This is a genomic window from Chromobacterium sp. FG89, assembly GCF_057808735.1.
Genome location: NZ_JBMDIQ010000002.1, coordinates 55395 through 77695 on the forward strand (window position 1 = coordinate 55395; position 22301 = coordinate 77695).

A 22301-nucleotide genomic window follows, 5' to 3' on the forward strand; every position below is an offset into this window, starting at 1 on the left:
GCCGCGCATCAGTCTTTGCGTTCCAGCAGCATGGCGTCGCCGTAGCTGAAGAAACGGTATTCCTGCTCCACCGCGTGCTGGTAGGCGGCGCGGATTTCCTCGTAGCCGGCGAAGGCGGACACCAACATCAGCAGCGTGGACTTGGGCAGGTGGAAATTGGTCAGCAGGCGGTCCACCACCCGGAAGCGGTAGCCCGGGGTGATGAAGATGTCGGTTTCGCCGCAGCCGGCGGCCAGTTCGCCGCCGCGCGCGGCGGATTCCAGCGCGCGCATGCTGGTGGTGCCCACCGACAGCACTTTGCGGCCGGCGGCGTGGGCTTCTGCGATCAGCGCGCGGGTGGTTTCCGGCACTTCGTAGATTTCGCTGTGCATCTTGTGCTCGGCGATATTGTCCACCCGCACCGGCTGGAAGGTGCCGGCGCCGACGTGCAGGGTGACATAGGCCAGTTGCACGCCCTTGGCGCGCAGCTGTTCCAGCATGTCTTCGGTGAAGTGCAGGCCGGCGGTGGGCGCGGCCACCGCGCCGCGCTCGCGGGCGTAGACGGTCTGGTAGCGCTCGTCATCCTCGTGGCCGGCGCCGCGTTCTATATAAGGCGGCAGCGGCAGCTTGCCGGAAGCTTCCAGGATGTCGAAGAGATTGTCCTCGGCCAGGAAGCGCAGCTTGAACAGTTCGCCGTGGCGCTCTACCATTTCCGCCTCCCAGCGATCGGCGAAGATCAGCCGGGTGCCGGGTTTGGGCGATTTGGACGCGCGGACGTGGGCCAGCGCGGTATGCGCGTCCAGCACGCGTTCTATCAGCGCCTCGATCTTGCCGCCGCTGGCTTTTTCGCCGAACAGCCGGGCCTTGATCACGCGGGTGTCGTTGAACACCATCACGTCGCCGGGGCTGACCTGATCGATGAAGTCGGTGAAGCGCAGATTGGCGCGGTCATGGCCGGCCACGCGCAGCAGGCGGCTGGCGCCGCGCTCTGCCGGAGGGTGCTGGGCGATCAGGTGCTCGGGCAGGTGGTAGTCGAAGTCGGAAAGCTGCATAAGGCGTAAAAGATTCAGAATCGGCAAATTATACCCGCGCCGCCGCCGGCCGGCATCAGCTTAGTGAGCGAAGTGGCGGGATTTGCGCTGAATCAACATCGATTTTCGGCCAGGCGGTAAAAACTTGCCAGGCGGAAAAACGCCCGTGGATACTAGTGCTTTGACTCGAAGATCTGCCGTGTTCGCCATCCAAACAACTGTTTGAAATGATGCAAAAGCTAGACATCTTGCAGCGAATTGCGGCAAACTCGCGCCCAAGATGATAAACAGGAGCAGGCTTTGACCGGAAAAATCCTCGTGTTGCACGGCCCCAACCTCAATCTGCTGGGACAGCGGGAGCCGCAGCACTACGGCCGGGAAACGCTTGACGATATCAACCAGCGGCTGGAACAGCAGGCTAGCGCCGCGGGGTTTGAATTGTCGGCATTGCAGAGCAATGCGGAACATGTGTTGATTGATCGCGTGCAGCAGTGCCTGCATGACGGTACTGCCTTCATTCTGGTCAATCCGGCCGCTTTCACCCATACCAGCGTCGCCTTGCGCGACGCGCTGGCGGCGGTGCAAGTGCCGTTTATCGAAGTCCACCTTTCCAACGTTCATGCCCGCGAACCGTTCCGCAAGCATTCCTATTTCTCCGACCTCGCGGTCGGCGTGATCTGCGGACTCGGCGCCCACGGCTATGAACTGGCGCTTGCGCACGCCATCCGGCATCTTGCCGCGCAGGCCTAACTCACTCTACCGAATATCCCACTCGAAGGATTATCAATGGATCTCCGTAAACTCAAGAAGCTGATCGATCTCGTCGAGGAATCCGGCATCGCCGAACTCGAAGTGACCGAGGGGGAAGAAAAAGTCCGCATTACCCGCGTATCCGCCGCGCCGCAGATGGCCTACGCTCAGCCGATGACCGCGCTGCAAGTGCCCAACGCCCAAGCCGCCGCCGTGGCCGCGCCGGCAGCCGAAGCCGCCGCGCCGGCCAACAACGACAAGAACGCGATGAAGTCGCCGATGGTGGGCACCTTCTATCGCTCGCCGAGCCCGGGCGCCAAGAGCTTCATCGAAGTGGGCCAGAGCGTCAACGCCGGCGACACCCTGTGCATCATCGAAGCGATGAAGCTGATGAACGAGATCGAAGCCGACCGCTCCGGCGTGGTCAAGGCCGTTCTGGTCGAAGACGGCCAGCCGGTGGAATTCGGCGAGCCGTTGTTCATCATCGAGTAAGCCAGACGACAGGCAGACGGCAAGGGGGCACGGCGCAGCGTCTGTGCCCTTGTCGTTTGCCACGACAGCATTGGCGGCCCCCGCCGGCGACGACGCCGGCCGCGGAATCCGCCAGCGGAGAATTCCATGTTTGAAAAAATTCTGATTGCCAACCGGGGTGAAATCGCCCTGCGCATCCAGCGCGCCTGCCGCGAGATGGGCATCAAGACCGTGGTGGTGCATTCCGAGGCCGATCGCGAAGCCAAGTACGTGAAGCTGGCCGACGAATCGGTCTGCATCGGCCCGGCGCCCAGCGGCAAGAGCTATCTGAACGTGCCGGCCCTGATCGCCGCCGCCGAGGTGACCGATTCCCAGGCCATCCACCCGGGTTACGGCTTCCTGTCGGAAAACGCCGACTTCGCCGAGCGCGTCGAGCAGTCCGGCTTCGTGTTCATCGGTCCGCGTCCGGACACCATCCGCATGATGGGCGACAAGGTGTCGGCCAAGAACGCGATGATAGAAGCGGGCGTGCCCTGCGTGCCGGGCTCCGAAGGCGCTTTGCCGGACGATCCGGCCGAGATCGTCAAGATCGCCAAGAAGATCGGTTTCCCGGTGATCATCAAGGCCGCCGGCGGCGGCGGCGGTCGCGGCATGCGCGTGGTGCATACCGAGGGCGCGCTGATCAATTCGGTGCAGATGACCCGCACCGAAGCCGGCGCGGCTTTCGGCAATCCCACCGTCTACATGGAAAAATTCCTGGAAGAGCCGCGCCACATCGAAATCCAGATTCTGGCCGACGAATACGGCAACGCCATCTATCTGGGCGAGCGCGACTGCTCGATGCAGCGCCGCCACCAGAAGATCATCGAGGAAGCGCCTGCGCCGGGCATCACCGACAAGCAGCGCCAGAAGATTGGCGAAGCTTGCGCCGAAGCCTGCCGCCGCATCGGCTACCGCGGCGCCGGCACTTTTGAATTCCTGTTCGAGCGCGGCGAGTTCTACTTCATCGAGATGAACACCCGCGTGCAGGTTGAGCACCCGGTGACCGAGATGATCACCGGCATCGACATCGTGCAGGAGCAGATCCGCATCGCCGCCGGCGAGAAACTGCGCTACAAACAGAAGGACGTGGTGTTGCGCGGCCATGCGATGGAGTGCCGGATCAACGCCGAGGATCCGTTCACCTTCGTGCCGTCCCCGGGCAAGATCGAAAGCTATCACCCGGCCGGCGGCCCGGGCATCCGCATCGATTCGCATATTTACCAGGGCTACACCGTGCCTTCGCATTACGATTCCATGGTGGGCAAGCTGATCGCCTTTGGCGATACCCGCGAGCAGGCGATGGCGCGGATGCGGGTGGCGCTGTCGGAAATCTCCATTTCCGGCATCAAGACCAATATCCCGCTGCATCAGGAACTGTTCATGGACGCGGCCTTCCAGCGCGGCGGCACGTGCATTCACTATCTGGAGCAGCGTTTGTCGCAGCAGAAAAAAGGGGGCGCGTGATGGCATGGCTGCAAGCCACCATTGACGCCGAGTCAACCGTCGCCGAGCGTCTGGCCGACGCGCTGATGGACGCCGGCGCGCTGTCCACCGCGATCGAAGACGCTTTTGCCGGCACCGAGCGCGAAGAGCCGATTTTCGGCGAACCCGGCGAGCCGGTGGACAAGCTGTGGAGCCGCAGCCGCATCATCACGCTGTTTGATGAAGCGGCCGACGTGGCGCTGCTGATTGCCGCCGCCGCCAACGCCTGCGGTCTGGCCCTGCCCAGCTACAATGTGGAGCGGGTGGAAGAGCAGGACTGGGTGCGTCTGACCCAGTCGCAGTTCGACCCGATCCGGATTTCCGACCGGCTGTGGATCACGCCGACCTGGCACGAGCCGCCGGCGCCGAACGCGGTCAATCTGCAACTGGATCCGGGCCTGGCCTTCGGCACCGGCAGCCATCCGACCACGCGTTTGTGCCTGCAATGGCTGGACGCCCAGCTGCAAGGCGGCGAAAGCGTGCTGGACTACGGCTGCGGTTCCGGCATTCTCGCCATCGCCGCGCTCAAGCTGGGCGCGGCCTCCGCCTTGGGCGTGGACATCGACGCGCAGGCGGTGCGGGCCAGCCAGGACAACGCGGAACAGAACCAGGTCAAGGCGGACTTCTGTCTGCCTGACCAGAACCCGGAAGCGGTCTACGACGTGGTACTGGCCAATATTCTGGCCAATCCGCTGCGCATGTTGGGCCAGTTGCTGGCGAGCCACGTCAAAACCGGTGGTAGAATCGTGCTTTCAGGCATTCTCGCCGAACAAGCCGAAGAACTGTCGGCCATCTATGAACAGTGGTTCCAGATGGACGCTCCGGTGTTCGACGAAGGATGGACCAGACTGACAGGAACCCGACGCCCCACGGTATGACATATACGACACAGTGCCCCAATTGCCAGACACGCTTCAAGGTCAATGATGCCCAATTAGCGGCCGCCAATGGCTTGGTGCGCTGCGGGCGCTGTTCGCATGTGTTCAACGCCACCGAGCATTTCGTCGCGGCGGAAGCGCCGCCGGCGGAACCTCCGCGCGCCGCGGCGCCGCCGCCCGTCCAGACTCAGGCTCGGCAGAGCGAGGCGCTGGACGATTTCGAGCTGGAAGTGCCGGATTTCGATCCGGGTTCCAGCGCGACGGAAGCGCCGCCGGACGAACTGCTGATGCCGCCGCCGATGGCGGAGGCGGAGGAAGCCCCGGCCGCGCGCGCCGATGTCGAGGAGTTCCAGCGCGCACTGGCGGAGGCGATGCAGAATCGTCATGTCAGCGCGCCGCTGGGCAACCCCTTTGACGCCGAGCCGCCTGCCGCGGCGGAACCCGCGCCGGAGGTGTTCGGCAACCGCCGCCGCCCCGCGCCGGAGCCGGTGGCGGAGCCTGCGCCGGCAGCGGTTCCGGAACCCAAGTTCGAAGAGCCGCCCGCCAAGCCGGCGCCGGAGGCGCGCGTCGAGCCGCCGTCCAGCCACGGCGAAGACGAGCCGGACGAATCGCCGCGAAGACGCCATCCGGCGCTGACCTTCCTGGCCGTCGTCGCCTCGGCGATAGGCGTGCTGGTGTTGGCCGGTCAATTGGTGTATTTCAACCGCACCCGCATCGCCGCGGAAGTGCCGGAACTGCGCCCGACGCTGGAAAACCTGTGCGGCGCCGTAGGCTGCGCCGTGCCCTGGCCCACCGATATCGCCCGCGTGCGCACGGAGTGGTCGGAACTGGCCTTCGTCCCGGATTTCCCCAATCTGATCCAGCTGTCCGCCACGCTGAAGAACCACGCCACTTACTCCCAGGCCTATCCGATGCTGGAAGTGACGCTGAAGGACTCGGACGACCAGGTGCTGATCCGCAAGGTGTTCGCGCCCAAGGAGTATTTGAAGCCGGACGATTTCAAGCTCGGCCACTTCAATTCCAATAGCGAGGTCAAGGTCACCATGCGGCTGGACGCCGGCAAGGTGCATGCGATGGGGTATAGCCTTTATTGGTTCTATCCTTAAGAGCCTGTTTACGATCTGCTACGCGTCGGCGGAATAGTTAGACAAGGGCGTTAAAAACGCTTTCATAATGCTCATGTACCACCTGTACATTCCGCTTCTTCAACCGTTTTTGCCTTGTCTCGCCCTAGCTCGCGAGATCGTAAACAGGCTCTAAGATCCATTGATCATCGTTTCCAGAACGACAAAAAGGCCGGCATTCGCCGGCCTGTTCGCTTTTCCCGCTCAGAAAGGGTCTTATTGCCGCGCGGTACGGGTGTTGCCCACCGGCATCTCGCCGCAATTGCTGCGGAAGGGGTTGATGTCCAGTCCGCCGCGGCGGGTGTAGCGCGCGTAGACGGTGAGGCGGCTCGGCGCGCAGGCGCGGAGCAGATCGGTGAAGATGCGCTCCACGCATTGCTCGTGGAATTCATTGTGCTGGCGGAAGCCTATCAGGTAGCGCAGCAGCGCCTCGCGGTCCAGCCGCGGGCCGGTGTAGCGGATCTGCACGCTGCCCCAGTCCGGCTGGCCGGTGACCAGGCAGTTGGATTTCAGCAGATGGCTGCACAGGATCTCGCTGACAATGTCGCCGGCGTCGGCGCGTAGGATCTGCGGGCAGGGCGCGTAGTTGTCCACCTCAATGTCCAGATCATCGATGCAGTCGCCGGCCAGTTCGGCCACGGTTTCGCCGCCGAACTGCTGCGGCAGCATGATGTCGACGCCTATCGGCTTGCCGGCGGCGGCGGACAGGTCCGCGGCCAGCTGGCGGCGCAGCGCGTCCAGGCCGGCCATCCGGGTCTGGTTATAGCTGTTCAGATAGAGCTTGAAGGATTTGGATTCGATCAGGTTCGGGCTGTCGGCCGGGATGCGGAAGGCGGCGATGCCCACCTGAGGCTTGCCGCGGGCATTGAGCCAGGACAGTTCGAAACCGGTCCAGATGTCCACGCCGGCAAAGGGCAGCGCGGCGGCGTCCACGCCGATTTCGTCGCGCTTGGCCTGGCGCGGGATCGGAAACAGCAGATGGGGATCGTAATGATCCTGATAGCTGACGGTTTTGCCCAGAGGGGATTGCTCCGGGGACATGGCTTGAGTGTTCATGGCTTGAATTATATCGATTTTCAAAGAGGCGGCAGATCGTGAGCCGCTTTTTAAAGCAGGCCCTTGCGCCACAGCGCCATCAAGTCCATGGTCAGCGCCACGCTGCAATGCAGCGCGATGCCCAGCCAGATGGAACGGTAGCGGTAGCTGAGCGCGCCCAGCGCGACGCCGGCTACGATGGCGGCCAGGCTCTCCAGCAGCGGTTTCTCAAAATGGATCATGCAGTAGGGCAGCACCATCACGAAGACGGCGCTGACGCCCAGCCGCGGTTTGAGGCCGTGCACCATATAGCCGCGGAAGAAGAATTCCAGCGCGGCGAACTGGGCGAAATACAAGAGCTCCCACAGCAGCCAGTGCGGCCATAAGCTCTCGCCGGGGCTGAGCCGGAAGAAGGGGTAGATCTTCAAAAAGCCCGGCTGGCCGGACGCCCACCATACCAAGGGCAGCATCAGGGCGTAGAACAGCGGGAACAGCTTCAGGTCCGTCTTCAGCGTGGCGCGGTCCGGCCAGGCCAGGCCGAAGTCGGCCAGCGGGCGGCGATCCAGCAGCCGGATGGCCAGCAGCGGCAGCAGGCAGTAGCTGGCGATGCTGGCCAGCGCCCAGTAGGCGGCGCGGTAGAGATCGGTGTCCGGGTTGTGCACCACCTGCTGGCGGAAGGACAAGCCCAGCGCCGGCCACCATTGCAGCAGCCAGTCCATCATCCAGTAACGGTTGGCGGGGTAGTACAGCAAGGTCAGGCACAGGCAGCTGACCAGCAGCACGCCGGCGGTCTGACGGTCGGCCGGCGTCAGAAGAGGAGCGCGCGGGCCGGCCGACATCTCAGCGCTCGCGGCGCATGAAGTCGCGCGGGCGGAAGCCGAGCGCGAACAGCGCGGCGAAATAGACGGCCGCGCCGGCCGACACCAGCAGGCTCAGCCAGGCCACGCGTTGCCAGGCCGGGCCGTGCCAGTGGACGGGCAGCAGCCATTGCAGCGCCAGCAGCGTGGCGGCCATGGCCGCGATGGCCACGGCCATCTTGCTGAGGAAGCCGCCCCAGCCGGCCGAGGGCTGGTAGATGCCGCGCTTGAGCAGCGCGCGCAGCAGCAGGCCGGCGTTGAGGCAGGAGGCGAGGCCGATGGACAGCGCCAGGCCGGCGTGCTTGAGCGGAAACACGAAGGCCAGGTTCATCAGCTGGGTCAGGCATAGGGTGATCAGCGCGATGCGCACCGGGGTCTTGATGTCCTGGCGCGCGTAGAAGCCGGGCGCCAGCACCTTGACCAGGATCAGGCCGAGCAGGCCGAAGGAGTAGGCGATCACCGCCTGCTGCGACATCAGCGCGTCGTGGGCGGTGAATTTGCCGTAGGTGAACAGGGTGGCCAGCAGCGGGCCGGACAACAGGCCCAGGCCCACCGTGGCCGGCACCGCCAGCAGCAGGGACAGGCGGATGCCCCAGTCCAAGAGCACGCTGAACTCCCCGTCGGAGCGGGTGGCGGCGTGTTTGGACAGCGAGGGCAGCAGGATGGTGCCCAGCGCCACGCCCAGCACGCCGGACGGGAACTCCATCAGCCGGTCGGCGTAATACATCCAGGACACGCTGCCGGTGGGCAGGAAGGAGGCGAAAGTGGAGTTGATCAGCAGCGAGATCTGCGCCACCGACACGCCGAAGATGGCCGGCCCCATTTGCCGGATCACGCGCCAGACCGCCGGGTCGCGGAAGGCGAACACCGGGCGCGCCAGCATGCCTATCTGCTTCAGGAAGGGCAGCTGCCACACCAGTTGCACCAGGCCGCCGACGAAGACCGCCCAGGCCAGCGCCATGATGGGCGGATCGAAGCGGCTGCTGAAGAACAGCGCGAACACGATGAAGCTCAGGTTGAGGAAGGTGGGCGTGAAAGCCGGAATCGAGAACTTGCCCCAGCTGTTGAGCACGCTGCCGGTCATGGAGGACAGCGAAATGAAGAAGATATAAGGAAAGGACACGCGCAGGATGTCGGCGAACAAGGCGGCCTTGGCCGGCTCGCGGTAAAAGCCGGGCGCGGATATCCACATGATCAGCGGCGCGGCCAGCATGCCCACGGCGGTGACCAGCAGCAGCACCGAGCCCAGCACGCCGGTGATTTTGGCGATGAATTCCCGGGTTTCCTCTTCGCTGCGCTGGTTCTTGTATTCGCCGAGAATGGGCACGAAAGCCTGCGAAAACGCGCCTTCGGCGAACAGGCGGCGCAGCATATTGGGAATCTTGAAGGCGGCGTTGAAGGCGTCGGCGGCCATGCCGGCCCCGAAAACGCGGGCGATGATGGTATCGCGGACCAGACCCAGGATGCGGGACACCATGGTCATGCTGCTGACAGCAGCCAGAGCCTTGAGCAGATTCATGTTGCGGGTGGTTTATCTAGCGTTGAGCAAGCCCGCTAGTGTACGCCGCCAGGTTTATTGTTGCAAAACCTGAGTTTAGGGCTTAGAATCGCGGGTTTCAGATTCCGCTCATCAGGAGAAAGATTCATGGCTAACAGCGCACAAGCTCGCAAGCGTGCACGCACAGCCCTTAAGCAGCGCGCGCACAACGCCAGCCTGCGTACTGCGTTCCGTACCGCAGTTAAGAAAGTGCTCAAGGCAGTTGAAGCAGGCGATAAAGCCGCTGCCAAGGTAGTGTTCCAGACTTCCGAAAAAGTGATTGACCGCATTGCTGACAAGGGCGTGTTCCACAAGAACAAGGCCGCTCGTCACAAGAGCCGTCTGTCGGCTCAGATCAAGGCCATGGCCTGATCACAGCCCAGCGCTGAAGAATACGCAAAGGCTCCGCATCGCGGAGCCTTTTGTGTGTCTGGCGCATCGATTTCCCTCGCTGGAGGCATGGCTATGTCGGGATGGACGGCTTGGGCGCTGGCTTTGTGCGCGGCGCAGACCCTGGCGGCGGAACTGCCGCAGCAACTGGCCGATTGCGGTCGCCTGGCGGACGCCAGGCTGCGTCTGGCCTGCTACGACGGGCTGGCGGCCGCTGTGCCCGCCGCTGCGGCGCCCGCAGCGCCGTCTTCCGCCGCCGCCGCGCCTCCGGAGCGCCCGCTTCCGGCCGCCGGCGTCGAGCCGGATGCCGCGCCGGCTCCCAGCCGGCTGGCCGAAGCCTGGGATCTGGACGGGCGCTCGCGCGGCGACACCTTCGGGTTTCGCTTATACCGCCCCAATTACTATTTGCCGGTCTGGCAGATGGCCAAGCCCAATAACGAGCCGCAGTCGCCGACCCGGCCGCCCAGCCAGACGCCGGGCGGGGAACTGGACAAGACCGAGGCCAAATTCCAGCTGTCGTTCAAGACCAAGGTGTGGGAAGACATTTTCGATACCCCGCTGAACCTGTGGTTCGCCTACACCCAGCAATCGCATTGGCAAATCTACAACCAGGCGCATTCCGCGCCGTTCCGCGGCACCGACTACGAGCCGGAACTGATTCTTACCTTCCCCTTGCCGTCCGCCTGGGCCTGGGGCGACACCCGGCTGCGCATGGGCGGCCTGGGTTTGTTGCATCAATCCAACGGCCGCGCCAATCCCTTGTCGCGCAGCTGGAACCGGGTGTACGCGATGGCGGCGCTGGACAACGGTCCGTTCACGCTGCAAGGCCGCTGGTGGGCCAGGCTGCCGGAGTCCGGCGACAAGGACGACAATCCCGACATCGTCAAATACATGGGGCACGGGGATCTGCAGGCGATCTACCAGTACCGCGGCCAGACTTTCAGCGCCATGTGGCGGCCCAATTTCGACAGCGGCAAGCATGGACTGCAACTGGACTGGAGTTTCCCGGTGAAGGGCAAGCTGCGCGGTTATGTGCAGGCTTTCGACGGTTACGGCGAAAGCCTGATCGATTACAACGTGCGCACCCGCGCGCTGGGCGTGGGGCTGACGATGAGCGACTGGCTGGAGTGAGTCTCGCCAGCTTTGGAGTTCGCTGCGCGGCTGTTGGAAAGATTGTGAACAGGTAGTAGGCCCGCCCATGGGCGGGCCCTGCGCTTATTGCAGCAGCGCGGCCGCCTGGCGCGCCATTTCGCCTTCCTCGTCGGTAGGCAGCACATAGGCCGCGCGCGGGCTGGCGGCGGTGGTCAGCCGCCGCGCCTGGGCCAGATTGGCGGCCTGGTCGGCTTCAAAGCCCAGCCAGGCCAGCTGTTGCAGCACCCGGCCGCGCACTTCCGGCGAGTGCTCGCCCACGCCGGCGGTGAACACCACCGCGTCCAACCCCTTCATCGCCGCCGCCAGGCTGGCCACTTCCCGCGCCACCCGGTAACAGAACAGCTCGATGGCCTCGCGCGCCGCCGGCAAATCGCTGGCCAGCAGTTCGCGCATGTCTGAGGACAGGCCGGAGACGCCGAGCAGGCCGGAGTTCTTGTACAGCTCGCGCCTCACCTCGGCCACGCTCATGCCGGCCTGTTCCTGCCAGTAGAGAATGACTTCCGGATCGATATAGCCGGGGCGGCTGCCCATCATCAAGCCGTCCACCGCGGAGAAGCCCATGCTGGACGCCATGCTGCGGCCGGCGTCCAGCGCGCAGGCGCTGGCGCCGCTGCCCAGGTGGCAGACCACCACTTTGGCGCGCTCCAGGCCCAGTTCCGGCAGCCGCCGCGCGATGGCGGCGTAGGACAGGCCGTGGAAGCCGTAGCGGCGGACGCCTTCATCATGCCAGTGGCGGGCGATGCCGAAGCGGGTGGCCACTTCCGGCTGTTGAGCGTGGAAGGCGGTGTCGAAGCAGGCGAACTGCGGCAAACGGGCGTCGTATTCCTCGAAGGCGGCGATCACCGACAGGCTGACCGGCTGATGCAGCGGCGCCAGCGCCACGTAGTCCTCCAGCTGGGCGCGGATGTCGGCGTCCAGCCGCATGGCGGCGGTGAAACGGCCGCCGCCGTGCACCACGCGGTGCACCACGGCCAGCGGTTCCAGCTGCTGATCGGCCAGGCTGTTGATCACCGCGGCGATGGCGCTGCCGCGGCTGCCGTCGTCCAGCGCGTGGCGGCTCAGCGTCTGGCCCTTGCCATCCAGCAATTGCAGCTCCGGCTTGGCCTGGCCGAAGCGGTCCACCATGCCGCGCGCCAGCAATTGGCGGCCGTCCGGCGCGAAGGCGCGGAATTTCAGCGTGGAGGAGCCGGCGTTGACGGCGAGCAGCACCCGGCTCATGTCCGCTGTCCGCTTTGCCGGCGTTTGTGCGCCAGCAAATTGGCCACGGCGGCGGAGGCGAGGCGGCCGTTGGCGTCGTCGGCGCGGCTGGTCAGCACGATGGGCGCGCGCGCGCCCATCACGATGCCGGCGGAGGCCGCGGCGGCCAGATACGTCAGCTGCTTGCCCAGCATATTGCCGGCCTCAAGATCCGGCACCAGCAGGATGTCGGGATCGCCGGCCACCGGCGAGACGATGCCCTTGCTGTCGGCGGCTTCGCGCGAGATGGCGTTGTCGAAAGCCAGCGGGCCGTCGAGGATGGCGCCGGTGATCTGGCCGCGGTCCGCCATCTTGCACAGCGCGGCGGCGTCCAGCGTGGAGCGCATCGCCGGATTGATGGTTTCCACCGCGGCCAGGATGGCCACCTTGGGCTGGCGTATGCCCAGCGCCTGGGTCAGGTCGATGGCGTTCTGACAGATGTCGCGCTTGGTCAGCAGGTCCGGTTCGATATTGATCGCGGCGTCGGTGATGAAGAGATAGCGCGGATAGGTTTCCACCTTCATGATCCAGACGTGGCTGATGCGGCGGTCGGTGCGGATGCCGGTGCCGCGCGCCAGCGCTTCGCCCATGAATTCGTCGGTGTGCAGGCTGCCCTTCATCAGGATGTCTGCGTAGCCGTCGCGGACCAGGCTCACCGCCTGTTCGGCGGCGGCGTGGCTGTGCGGCACGTCGACCAGCTCGAAGCGGCTCAGGTCCACTTCCAGTTCGTCGGCCAGCTTGGCCAGCCTGGCGGCGGGGGCCACCAGGATGGGGGTGGCGATGCCGTGGTCGGCGGCTTCCACCGCGCCCAACAGCGCCTCGCGGCTGCAGGGGTGGGTCACCGCCATCGGCAGCGGCCCCAGGCCGACGGCCTGTTGAAGGATGTCGGAAAAAGCGTGTTCGTCGCGTGTCATGGCGTGTTCCCTCAGGCCTTGATGTGATGGCCGCCATCGACATAGATGGTCTGGCCGGTCAGGCCGCGGGCGGCTTCGGAGATCAGGAAGGCGCAGGTGGTGCCCACGTCCTCGATTTCCACCAGGCGGTTTTGCGGCGCGCGGGCGATGGCGTCCTCGATCAACTGGTCGAAGTGGGCGATGCCGGAGGCGGCGCGGGTGCGCAAGGGGCCGGGGGACACCGCGTGCACGCGGATATTCTTGGCGCCCAGCTCGCTGGCCAGGTAGCGCGACACGCTTTCCAGCGCCGCCTTGACCGGACCCATGATGTTGTAGTTCTCCACCACCTTGTCGGCGCCGTAATAACTCATGGTGATCAGGCTGCCGCCCTGGCTCATCAAGGGTTCGGCCAGACGCGCCATTTCGATGAAGGAGTAGCAGGACACGCGCATCGCCTGCTGGAAGCCTTCCAGCGAGCAGTCGGTGACGCGGCCGTGCAGATCGTCCATCGGACAATAGGCGATGGAGTGAATGACGAAATCCAGTTTGCCCCATTGCTGACGAATGGCCTCGAACACCGCTTCCATTTGCCCCGGCTGTTCCACGTCCAGCGGCAGCACCAGCGGCGAACCCAGCTGGTCGGCCAGCGGACGCACGTATTTTTCCGCTTTCTGGTTCAGGTAGGTGACGGCGAACTCCGCGCCCAGGTCGCGCAGCACGCTGGCGCAGCCGTAGGCGATGCTGTTCTCGTTGGCGATGCCTACGATCAGGCCTTTCTTGCCGGCAAGAATGTTGCGAATGCTTTCCATCTGACCCTCTTGGTAAACCATGTGACCTCCGGGATTTGTAGGGTTGCAGGGCAGTATTGCGGGCTAATGAAGCAAAGGGATTTTTGTATTGACGATTCAGTCGGATATAATCGACGATTTGGCGGGAACGAAGGCTTGATCTTGGGGGCGTTCGTCCGCATCTGTCCGACTAGGCATGCCGAGCGTAAGTTCACGCTCGGATAGTGCAGTGCAGCATGAGTTCGGTTTATTATGCCATCATGATTACTGGTGGGGAAGCAAAGCTATGCCAATCTACGAATACCGTTGCGGCGCCTGCGGCGTCGCCAAAGAGCATCTGCAAAAACTCAGCGACGAGCCTGTCGCGCAATGCCCGGCCTGCGGCAGCGCGGAGTACCGCAAGCAGCTGTCCGCGGCCGGCTTCCAGCTGAAGGGTTCCGGCTGGTACGCCACGGACTTCAAGGGCGGCGCGTCCGCGTCCGGCTCTTCCTCCTCCGCGTCTTCGGACAGCGGCGGCGGTCATAGCTGCGGCACCGGCTGTGGGTGCGCGTAAACCTCGATGACGCCGCAAATCAAAATGACGCTTAAGGGCTATCTCGTCACCGGCTTGCTGGTGTGGCTGCCCTTGGCCGTGACGCTGTGGGTGTTGAACCTGATCGTCACTTCGCTGGACCAGACGCTGAACCTGTTGCCGCAGGAATGGCAGCCGGAGGCCTTGCTCGGCTTCCATCTGCCGGGCCTGGGCGTGGTGCTGTCGGTGCTGATTCTGTTGGGCACCGGCATGCTGGCCGCCAATGTGCTGGGTCAGCGCGTGCTGGACATGTGGGACGCGCTGCTGTCCCGCATCCCGGTGGTGAAAAGCATTTACAACAGCGTCAAGCAAGTCAGCGACACGCTGTTGTCCGACTCCGGCCAGGCCTTCAAAAAGGCGCTGCTGGTGCAGTTCCCTCATTCCGGCATGTGGACGGTGGCGTTTCAAACCGGCCCGCTGCCTGAAGTCGTGTCCGAATCGCTGTCCGACGACGAGTTCATCGGGGTCTACGTGCCCACCATCCCCAACCCGACCTCGGGTTATTTCGTGATGGTGGCCAAGAAGGACACCCGCGCCTTGAACATGAGCGTGGACGAAGCGTTGAAATACGCGATCTCCATGGGCATGGTGGCGCCGAACCCGCCGCCGGCCGCCCAGCGTCCGCGTCTGAACGACGAACATAATCGGCAGGGCTAGACCGACACCCTGTCTAGCCCTTAACGCCTTTCTTTCCCCCGGGCGGGGAAGCCTCACCGAATTTGAATAAAAGGGTTTACCCAAATGCGTACCGACTATTGCGGACTTATTGACAAGAAATACCTCGGCCAGACCGTTACCGTGAAGGGCTGGGCTCACCGCCGCCGCGACCATGGCGGCGTGATCTTCATCGACCTGCGCGACCGCGAAGGCCTGGTGCAGGTGGTGATCGATCCGGACACCCCGGAAGCGTTCCAGCTGGCCGACAGCAGCCGCGGCGAATACGTGCTGTCCATCACCGGCATCGTGCGCGAGCGTCCGGCCGGCACCGCCAACAGCAAGATGATTTCCGGCGAGATCGAAATCCTGGCCAAGGACATCGAGATCCTCAACGCCGCCGCCACGCCGCCGTTCCAGATCGACGACGAGAACCTGTCCGAGAACGTGCGCCTGACCAACCGCGTGATCGATCTGCGCCGTCCGGCGATGCAGAAAAACCTGCGTCTGCGCTACAAGGTGGCGATGGGCGTGCGCAACCATCTGGACAAGCAGGGCTTCATCGACATCGAAACCCCGATGCTGACCCGCTCCACGCCGGAAGGCGCGCGCGACTACCTGGTGCCGTCCCGCGTGCACCCGGGCGAATTCTTCGCGCTGCCGCAATCGCCGCAGCTGTTCAAGCAATTGCTGATGGTGGCCGGCTTCGACCGCTACTACCAGATCACCAAGTGCTTCCGCGACGAAGACCTGCGCGCCGACCGTCAGCCTGAATTCACCCAGATCGATATCGAGACCTCGTTCCTGAACGAGGACCAGATCATGGACATCACCGAGGGCATGACCAAGGAGATCTTCCGCGACGTGCTGGGCGTGGAACTGCCGCAGTTCCCGCGCATGACTTACGCCGACGCGATGTTCTACTACGGCTCCGACAAGCCGGACATGCGCGTAGACCTGAAATTCACCGAACTGACCGATGTGATGAAGTCGGAAGAGTTCAAGGTGTTCCGCGGCGCGGCCGACATGGCGGGCGGCCGCGTGGTGGCCCTGCGCGTGCCGGGCGGTTCCGGCCTCAGCCGCAAGGAAATCGACGACTACACCCAGTTCGTGAGCATCTACGGCGCCAAGGGTCTGGCCTACATCAAGGTCAACGACGCCAGCAAGCCCACCGAAGAAGGCCTGCAGTCGCCCATCGTCAAGTTCCTGTCCGCTGACGGCCTGAAAGCCATCATCGAGCGCACCGGCGCGCAAAACGGCGACATCGTCTTCTTCGGCGCGGACAAGGCCAAGGTGGTGAACGAGGCCATCGGCGCGCTGCGCATCAAGATCGGCCACGAGCACGGCCTGGCCAACGGCTACTTCGTCAAGGAATGGCGCCCGCTGTGGGTGGTGGACTTCCCGATGTTCGAACACGACGAGGACGACGACCGCTGGACCGCCTGCCACCATCCGTTCACCAGCCCGAAGCAGGGCCACGAGGACCTGATGGCCACCAATCCGGGCGCCTGCCTGGCGCGCGCCTACGATATGGTGCTGAACGGCTGGGAAATCGGCGGCGGCTCCATCCGTATCCACCGCGCCGAGATCCAGGAAAAAGTGTTCGGCGCGCTGAAGATCAGCCCGGAAGAGCAGCAGAACAAGTTCGGCTTCCTGCTGGACAACCTGAAGTTCGGCGCGCCGCCGCACGGCGGCCTGGCCTTCGGCTTGGATCGTCTGGTGACGCTGATGTGCGGCGCGGAGTCCATCCGCGACGTGATCGCCTTCCCGAAAACCCAGCGCGCCCAGTGCCTGCTGACCAACGCGCCCAACGCGGTGGACGACAAGCAACTGCGCGAACTGAACCTGCGTCTGCGCCAGAAGGCCGAGCCGTCCGCTTGATGCCGGTTTGACGCGATGCCGACGGCCGCTGCCCATGCAGCGGCCGTTTTTTATTCCGGGCCGGCCGGAGACGTCGGCTTGAACCTTGCGCTTTTGGCCCAATCTAATAGCGGCCTCATACTTGTAAGCGAGCGCCTGCCGGGCCGACATTGCAAAACTTTATCGCAACGATATGGATTTACAATTTGCCGATGTCGGCGGCCCTGTTTTATAAAGCCTCGCATTCCGCCGCGTTTCCCGATGCCCGAACAGGGAAGCGCAGTCATACCAAGACCTTTAAGGAGATCCGCAATGGCCGTACTCGTTGGCAAACAAGCCCCCTTCTTCGATGGCGCGAAAACCTTCTCCGCCGTGCTGGGCGATGGTCAGATCGTTGACAACTACTCCTTCAAGCAAGCTACCGCCGGCAAGTACGCGGTAGTGTTCTTCTACCCGCTGGACTTCACCTTCGTGTGCCCGTCCGAGCTGATCGCTTTCGATCACCGCCTGGCGGACTTCAAAGCCAAGAACGTGGAAGTGATCGGCGTGTCCATCGACAGCCAGTTCTCCCACGCCGCATGGCGCAACACCCCGGTGGAAAAAGGCGGCATCGGCCAAGTTGGCTACACCCTGGTGGGCGACATCCAGCACGAACTGTGCAAGGCCTTCGACGTTGAAGCCGATGGCGGCGTCGCTTTCCGCGGCTCCTTCCTGATCGACCGTTCCGGCGTGGTGCAGCACCAAGTGGTGAACAACCTGCCGCTGGGCCGCAACGTCGACGAAATGCTGCGCATGGTTGACGCGCTGCAATTCACCGAAGAGCACGGCGAAGTGTGCCCGGCCGGTTGGAACAAGGGCAAGAAAGGCATGAAGCCGAGCGCCGAAGGCGTGGCTTCCTACCTGGCCGAAAACGCCAAGGACCTGTAATCCGTCTTTAACGGATTGCGTCCGACCCTGCCCCGCGCGCCTTGGCCCGCGGGGCTTTTTCTTGCGCGGCCTTGGCCGGTTTGGCGCATTGCTCGCTATAACTAACAATAAGTTTCCAAAATAGGACAGGCCCAAGCCATGTCTTTGCCGATCAGCCAGCTGGACAGCTTCACCATGCTGCATGCGATGCGCTCCACCCACCTGTCCGTGCCGCACGCCTTATTGGGCGCGGCCCTGCTGACCGGTCTGGAATGGGGGCGGGCGCCGCTGGTGGCCGCCTTGCTGTGGCTATTGCTTTTCAGCCTGCTGCTGCTAAGCCTGTGGGGCACCACGTGGCGGGCTTGCCGCTGCCCCGAGCACGACGCCTGGCAGATCGCCGCCTTGCATAGGCGTTTTTCCGCGCAGATCGTCGCCGCGGGCGCGGGCTGGGGCCTGGCCGCCTGGATTCTGATGCCCGGCGACGATCTGACTTACAGCCTGATCGTGGTGCTGTGGGGCATCGCGGTCAGCGCGGTGCAAGGCGCGATGCTGTCCGCGCGCCGGGAGCTGTTTTACGGCTTCGTCGGCCCGCTCTGGGGCCTGCTGCTGCTGCGCATGTTTCTCTCGCCGGAAGCGGTGCTGCGCTGGGTGGGCGCTTCCGGCATCATCTATTGCCTGTCGCTGACGCTGTTCACCGCCTTATTGCATCGCTTCGCGCTGGAATCCATGGGGCAGCGCGCCGAAAACGCCAGCCTGATGCGCGAGTTGACGCTGGAGCAGACGCAGCTGGACAGCTACAACGCGATACTGGAGCGGCAAAACATAGAACTGGACGGCGCCGTGGAGCGCATCAGCGAACTGGCCTCGCGCGATCCCTTGACCGGGGTGCTGAACATGCGAACCCTGATGCGGGAAATGGAGCGCCTGTTGGAGCTTTCGGAAACCCAGGGCGCGCCTTTCGCCATCGCCATCATCGACCTGGACCATTTCAAGCGCGTCAACGACAGCTGCGGCCATGCGCGCGGCGACGAAGTGTTGCAGCAGCTGTGCGAGCTGGCGCAGCAGGCCCTGGCGGACGGCGAGCTGTTCGGCCGTTACGGCGGCGAGGAGTTCCTGCTGCTGGCGCCGGCCTGCAGCGGCGCCGAATTGAGCCGGCGCATGGAAACGCTGCGCGACAAGGTGGGCGGCTGGGACTGGCGGCGCTGGACCGGCGACTTGCCGGTGACCTTGTCCTGCGGCGTGGCCGCCTGGCGGCCGGGCGTGGACCCGCTGGGCTTGCTGCAACAGGCGGACAAGGCCTTGTACCAGGCCAAGGCGCAAGGGCGCGACCGCGTCTGCCTGGCGAGAGAGGCCGGGGCGTGAGGCGAAGACTGGGCATTCTGATGCCGTTTCCCTGGCAGGCCGCGCACCCGCAGCTGGAGGCGGAGCTGGTGCGCCAGTTCGTCTCCATGCTTCAGCTCTCTATCCTGCAGTCCTTCATCGCCATTCCCCTGTTTGGCGTGCTGATGTACGGGCACGCGCCCGGCTGGCGCATCCTGTGCTGGGTGGGCATGTTCCTGCTGATGCAGCTGCTGTTCGCGCGCCTGGTCTACCGCTTTCGCCGTTACGCGCATACCCAGGACCAGGTGTTCCGGCATTACCAGGCGCTGCGGCAACTGATGCTGTTCAGCGCCTTGGTGTGGAGCATGATGATGTGGTTCATGTTTCCGCAGGAGGAAGGGCCCTACCGCATCGTGGTCGTGCTGTGGCTGGCCGGCGGCTTCGCCGCGGTATGCCTGCTGCTGGCGCCGTGCCGCGATCTGCACCTGACCTTCTTTGTCGGCTACTGGGTGTATCCGCTCTACCGCTTCCATTGCGAGGGCACCTTGCTGTACAGCGCCTTGCTGGTGGGCGCGGTGATCTTCATCCTGGTGCAATGGGAGTTCCTGTCCAGCTTCAACCCCCTGCTGCGCGACACCGTGAGGCTGCGCGAGCGCAATGCGGTGGTGCTGCGCCGGCTGCAAGATCTGTACGCGGAAAGCGCGGCCAAGCGGGAACTGCTGGAACAGCGCAGACAGATGCTGCAGCAGGCGGCGGAGCAGATGCATCTGCTGGCGGACTCCGACGTGCTGACCGGCTGTTTGAACCAGCGGGCCTTGCGCTGCCGCATGGCGGAGCTGGATCAGTCCGACGCGGGCCCCTGGAGCCTGGCGATGTTGGATCTGGACGAGTTCAAGCAGGTGAACGACCGTTTCGGCCATTTGGTGGGCGACCAGGTGCTGCAGCAGGCGGCCAAGCACATCGCCTCCTGTCTGGAGGCCTGGATGACGCTGGCGCGCTATGGCGGCGAGGAGTTCGTGGTGCTGGCGCCGGGCTTGGCGCCGGAGGGCTTGGCGGAAAGAATGGAGGCGGTCAGGCTGCGCCTGGCGCAGGCCCAGTTGGACGGCTTGCCGGAGGGCTATGCGCAGACGGTGTCCATCGGCGTGGCGGGCCAGCCGCCGCTGAACGGCAGCCAGCAGGCCTTGTTGCAGGCGGACGCCGCCTTGTACCGCGCCAAGGCGTCCGGCCGCAACCGGGTATGCCTGTGGAACGCGGAGCCGGAGCGGGGCCAGGCCGGCTGAGCAGCTGATCAAGGCCCGCCGCGTTTCGTGAGCGCCGCTCCGGCCAGCTCGCGCGCCGCCTGTGCATGCCGTTTCTTCAGCTGTTTTCGCCTTGTCTCGCGCGGGCTTGCGAGAGCTTGTACGGGTTTGGGGGCGCCGGCTCGGGCTCATTAGCGAGCATGGCGCGCAGCGCCGGCTGCTGGATCAGCGCCGACAGACAGACGGCGGCGGCGCACAGCCACCATAGCGCAATGCCGCCCACGGCGCCGTACAGCCAGGTGCCCAGCGCCGGGGCGAACAGGGTGCGGCCCTGCCACACCGCGTTGTACAGCCCCAGATAGCGGCCGCGAAGCCGGCCTTCCGAGCGGTGCATCACCAGCATGGCGTAGCAGGGCGACACCAGCAGTTCGCCCAGCGTCAGCGTCGCCATCATCAGCACCGCCCACAGCGGACCCTGACCCAGGGTCAGCCACAGGAAGGCGAAACCGGTCAGCAGCACCCCGGCCTGGGTGCTGGCCAGCAGGCCCCAATCCAGAATGCGGCGGCTGATGGCGATCTGCAGCGCCACCACCATCAGGCCGTTCAGCGTGAACAGATAACCCACCCATTGCGGCCCCAGCTGGTAATGCTCGCGCAGGAACAGTCCCAGCGTCACATAGATCTGGTCGAATACCGCGGTCATCAGCACCATGCCCAGCAACATGCGCAGAAAGGGCGCGTCGCGCCAGGGGCCTGGGCGGCCGCCGGCGTCTTCGCCGGCCCGCGGCGGCTCTGCGTGGGCCGCGCCGGCGCGGCGGTAGGCCCAGGCCAGCCATAGCGCCGCGCTCAGCGTGGCGGCGGCGTTGGCGGCGTAAACCCAGCCATAGCCGATGGCGGCCAGCGAGCCGCTGAGCAAACCGGCGCCGGCGACGCCCAGGTTGAAGGCCACCCGCAACATGCCCTGGGCCACCGCGCGCTGCCGCGGCAGACAGGGCTCCAGCGCCAGGCGCAGATTGACCGGCCGGAAAGCGCCGTCGGCGAAACCGGAGACCAGCAAGACCGGCGCGAACAGCCATAGCGGGATGGCCAGCGCCAGCAACAGCAGGCACAGGGCGGAAACGGACAGGAACAGCGTGGCCAGCTTGCGGCCGTCGAAGCGGTCGGACAGCGAGCCGCCGTTGAGGGAACCCAGCAGCGCGCCGGCGCCGTAGGCCGCCATGGTCAGGCCGATCTGCGCATAGCCCAGCTGGTAGCTCTCGCGCAGATAGAGCGGCAGGAATAGTTTGGAGATGCCGCCGATATTGTTGATCAGGCTGCACAGCACCTGGATGTAGACCGTGGCGGGCAGGCCGCGATAGGGGGACAGCAGGCGTTTCAGCCAGGGGGAAGGGGGCGGGCGGCTCATAAGAATCCAGGATATGATTATGCTTTTGACTTATCTTGCTGCGTTGCAACGAAGAAAGTCAACACCATGAATATCCGTCCGCCCGTGACGCTGCGGCTTTTCAGCTCAGCGGCAGCTTGGCCTTGACCGTGCGCATCATCGCGGGCTGGGCGGCGGCGACCGGGTGCAAACCATCCGGCTGGAACTTGGATAGATCGGCCTCGAATCCGGCCACCAGCAGCGGAACGAAGGACAGGCGCTCGCGCCTGGCCAGGTCGGCGTAGGCTTTGCGGAACTCGGCGCCGTATTGCGGGCCATAGTTCGGGGGCAGGGCCATGCCCACCAGCACCACCTTGGCCTTGCTTTGTTTGGCCAAGGCGATCATCTTGGACAGGTTGCCGCGCATTTGCTCCAGCGGCAGGCCGCGCAGGCCGTCGTTGGCGCCCAATTCCAGCACCACGATGTCCGGGCGATGGCGCGCCAGCGCGTCCGGCAGGCGGGCCAGGCCGCCGGCGGTGGTTTCGCCGGAAATGCTGGCATTGACGATGCGGTGCTTCGCCCCCATCTCCTTGGCGAGCAGGCTGACCCAGCCCTGGCCGGGAGAGAGGCCGTAACCGGCTGACAGGCTGTCGCCGAAGACCAGTATCGTCGCGGCGGACGCCGGCAGCATCAGCAGGCACAGGCCGGCGGAAAGTAGAACTTTGCTTAGTATCGAGCGCATAA

22 protein-coding genes are annotated in these 22301 nt (G+C 64.7%); 13 read left to right on the forward strand and 9 right to left on the reverse strand.

The genetic code is table 11. The features are described 5' to 3' along the window. Positions 1 to 8: 8 nt before the first annotated feature. Positions 9 to 1031 (reverse strand): tRNA preQ1(34) S-adenosylmethionine ribosyltransferase-isomerase QueA, encoded by a 1023-nt coding sequence (gene queA, locus ACODRW_RS02145; RefSeq protein WP_253313777.1) that lies wholly within the window; start codon positions 1029 to 1031, stop codon positions 9 to 11. Positions 1032 to 1310: 279 nt separating this feature from the next. On the opposite strand from queA, the gene aroQ reads away from it, so the two are divergent. The 5 genes from aroQ (at position 1311) to ACODRW_RS02170 (ending at position 5739) form a co-directional block, all read left to right on the forward strand. Continuing rightward, entirely contained in the window at positions 1311 to 1760 is a 450-nt protein-coding gene (aroQ, locus tag ACODRW_RS02150; protein ID WP_107801626.1) for a type II 3-dehydroquinate dehydratase, read from the forward strand. 36 nt (positions 1761 to 1796) lie between these two features. Then, positions 1797 to 2252 (forward strand): acetyl-CoA carboxylase biotin carboxyl carrier protein, encoded by a 456-nt coding sequence (gene accB, locus ACODRW_RS02155; protein ID WP_107798091.1) that lies wholly within the window; start codon positions 1797 to 1799, stop codon positions 2250 to 2252. A gap of 126 nt (positions 2253 to 2378) precedes the next feature. After that, positions 2379 to 3737: an acetyl-CoA carboxylase biotin carboxylase subunit gene (gene accC, locus ACODRW_RS02160; RefSeq protein ID WP_235084448.1), complete on the forward strand. Its 1359-nt coding sequence runs from the start codon at positions 2379 to 2381 to the stop codon at positions 3735 to 3737. Then, positions 3737 to 4633: a 50S ribosomal protein L11 methyltransferase gene (prmA, locus tag ACODRW_RS02165; RefSeq protein WP_107798093.1), complete on the forward strand. Its 897-nt coding sequence runs from the start codon at positions 3737 to 3739 to the stop codon at positions 4631 to 4633. Before accC ends, prmA begins: the two co-directional genes overlap by 1 nt. Continuing rightward, on the forward strand, positions 4630 to 5739 hold the full coding sequence (locus tag ACODRW_RS02170; protein WP_107798094.1) for a DUF3426 domain-containing protein: 1110 nt from the start codon (positions 4630 to 4632) through the stop codon (positions 5737 to 5739). Before prmA ends, ACODRW_RS02170 begins: the two co-directional genes overlap by 4 nt. Before the next feature lie 234 nt (positions 5740 to 5973). Here the strand turns inward: ACODRW_RS02170 and queF are convergent, their stop codons facing one another. From queF to murJ, 3 genes are read right to left on the reverse strand one after another with little or no spacing between them, the layout of a single operon-like run. Next, positions 5974 to 6813, reverse strand: a complete 840-nt coding sequence (gene queF, locus ACODRW_RS02175) for an NADPH-dependent 7-cyano-7-deazaguanine reductase QueF (RefSeq protein ID WP_488905099.1) — start codon at positions 6811 to 6813, stop codon at positions 5974 to 5976. Between the two features lie 50 nt (positions 6814 to 6863). Beyond that, positions 6864 to 7631 (reverse strand): CPBP family intramembrane glutamic endopeptidase, encoded by a 768-nt coding sequence (locus ACODRW_RS02180; protein ID WP_488905100.1) that lies wholly within the window; start codon positions 7629 to 7631, stop codon positions 6864 to 6866. Position 7632: 1 nt separating this feature from the next. Next, positions 7633 to 9168: a murein biosynthesis integral membrane protein MurJ gene (gene murJ, locus ACODRW_RS02185; protein WP_488905101.1), complete on the reverse strand. Its 1536-nt coding sequence runs from the start codon at positions 9166 to 9168 to the stop codon at positions 7633 to 7635. Between the two features lie 126 nt (positions 9169 to 9294). Here murJ and rpsT point away from each other — a divergent pair, with 126 nt between their 5' ends. Then, positions 9295 to 9558, forward strand: coding sequence for a 30S ribosomal protein S20 (gene rpsT, locus ACODRW_RS02190; protein ID WP_048409254.1), 264 nt, complete (start codon positions 9295 to 9297; stop codon positions 9556 to 9558). A gap of 93 nt (positions 9559 to 9651) precedes the next feature. Next, positions 9652 to 10707: a phospholipase A gene (locus ACODRW_RS02195; RefSeq protein ID WP_227106847.1), complete on the forward strand. Its 1056-nt coding sequence runs from the start codon at positions 9652 to 9654 to the stop codon at positions 10705 to 10707. Positions 10708 to 10791: 84 nt separating this feature from the next. Here the strand turns inward: ACODRW_RS02195 and ACODRW_RS02200 are convergent, their stop codons facing one another. From ACODRW_RS02200 to fabI, 3 genes are read right to left on the reverse strand one after another with little or no spacing between them, the layout of a single operon-like run. Then, positions 10792 to 11946, reverse strand: a complete 1155-nt coding sequence (locus ACODRW_RS02200) for an acetate/propionate family kinase (protein WP_235084440.1) — start codon at positions 11944 to 11946, stop codon at positions 10792 to 10794. After that, positions 11943 to 12878 (reverse strand): phosphate acetyltransferase, encoded by a 936-nt coding sequence (locus tag ACODRW_RS02205; RefSeq protein WP_235084438.1) that lies wholly within the window; start codon positions 12876 to 12878, stop codon positions 11943 to 11945. Before ACODRW_RS02205 ends, ACODRW_RS02200 begins: the two co-directional genes overlap by 4 nt. An 11-nt stretch (positions 12879 to 12889) precedes the next feature. Continuing rightward, positions 12890 to 13666, reverse strand: a complete 777-nt coding sequence (gene fabI / locus ACODRW_RS02210; protein WP_107801628.1) for an enoyl-ACP reductase FabI — start codon at positions 13664 to 13666, stop codon at positions 12890 to 12892. Positions 13667 to 13931: 265 nt separating this feature from the next. On the opposite strand from fabI, the gene ACODRW_RS02215 reads away from it, so the two are divergent. From ACODRW_RS02215 to ACODRW_RS02240, 6 genes are all read left to right on the forward strand, one after another. Beyond that, positions 13932 to 14198: an FmdB family zinc ribbon protein gene (locus tag ACODRW_RS02215; protein ID WP_107798100.1), complete on the forward strand. Its 267-nt coding sequence runs from the start codon at positions 13932 to 13934 to the stop codon at positions 14196 to 14198. A gap of 6 nt (positions 14199 to 14204) precedes the next feature. Further along, on the forward strand, positions 14205 to 14873 hold the full coding sequence (locus tag ACODRW_RS02220; RefSeq protein WP_081550658.1) for a DUF502 domain-containing protein: 669 nt from the start codon (positions 14205 to 14207) through the stop codon (positions 14871 to 14873). An 84-nt stretch (positions 14874 to 14957) separates the two neighbouring features. Further along, on the forward strand, positions 14958 to 16751 hold the full coding sequence (aspS, locus tag ACODRW_RS02225) for an aspartate--tRNA ligase (protein WP_488905102.1): 1794 nt from the start codon (positions 14958 to 14960) through the stop codon (positions 16749 to 16751). A 291-nt stretch (positions 16752 to 17042) separates the two neighbouring features. Further along, on the forward strand, positions 17043 to 17657 hold the full coding sequence (locus ACODRW_RS02230) for a peroxiredoxin (RefSeq protein WP_107798102.1): 615 nt from the start codon (positions 17043 to 17045) through the stop codon (positions 17655 to 17657). Positions 17658 to 17795: 138 nt separating this feature from the next. Then, on the forward strand, positions 17796 to 18998 hold the full coding sequence (locus ACODRW_RS02235) for a GGDEF domain-containing protein (RefSeq protein WP_488905103.1): 1203 nt from the start codon (positions 17796 to 17798) through the stop codon (positions 18996 to 18998). Then, positions 18995 to 20236 (forward strand): GGDEF domain-containing protein, encoded by a 1242-nt coding sequence (locus ACODRW_RS02240; protein ID WP_146176562.1) that lies wholly within the window; start codon positions 18995 to 18997, stop codon positions 20234 to 20236. The genes ACODRW_RS02235 and ACODRW_RS02240 overlap by 4 nt, the downstream gene beginning before the upstream one ends. A 76-nt stretch (positions 20237 to 20312) precedes the next feature. Here the strand turns inward: ACODRW_RS02240 and ACODRW_RS02245 are convergent, their stop codons facing one another. Together ACODRW_RS02245 and ACODRW_RS02250 are read right to left on the reverse strand one after the other, a co-directional pair. Next, positions 20313 to 21599 carry an MFS transporter gene (locus tag ACODRW_RS02245; protein ID WP_488905104.1) on the reverse strand — a complete coding sequence of 429 codons (1287 nt, stop codon included), beginning with the start codon at positions 21597 to 21599 and terminating at the stop codon, positions 20313 to 20315. A gap of 100 nt (positions 21600 to 21699) precedes the next feature. Continuing rightward, positions 21700 to 22299, reverse strand: a complete 600-nt coding sequence (locus ACODRW_RS02250; RefSeq protein ID WP_107798106.1) for an arylesterase — start codon at positions 22297 to 22299, stop codon at positions 21700 to 21702. Positions 22300 to 22301 lie beyond the last annotated feature (2 nt).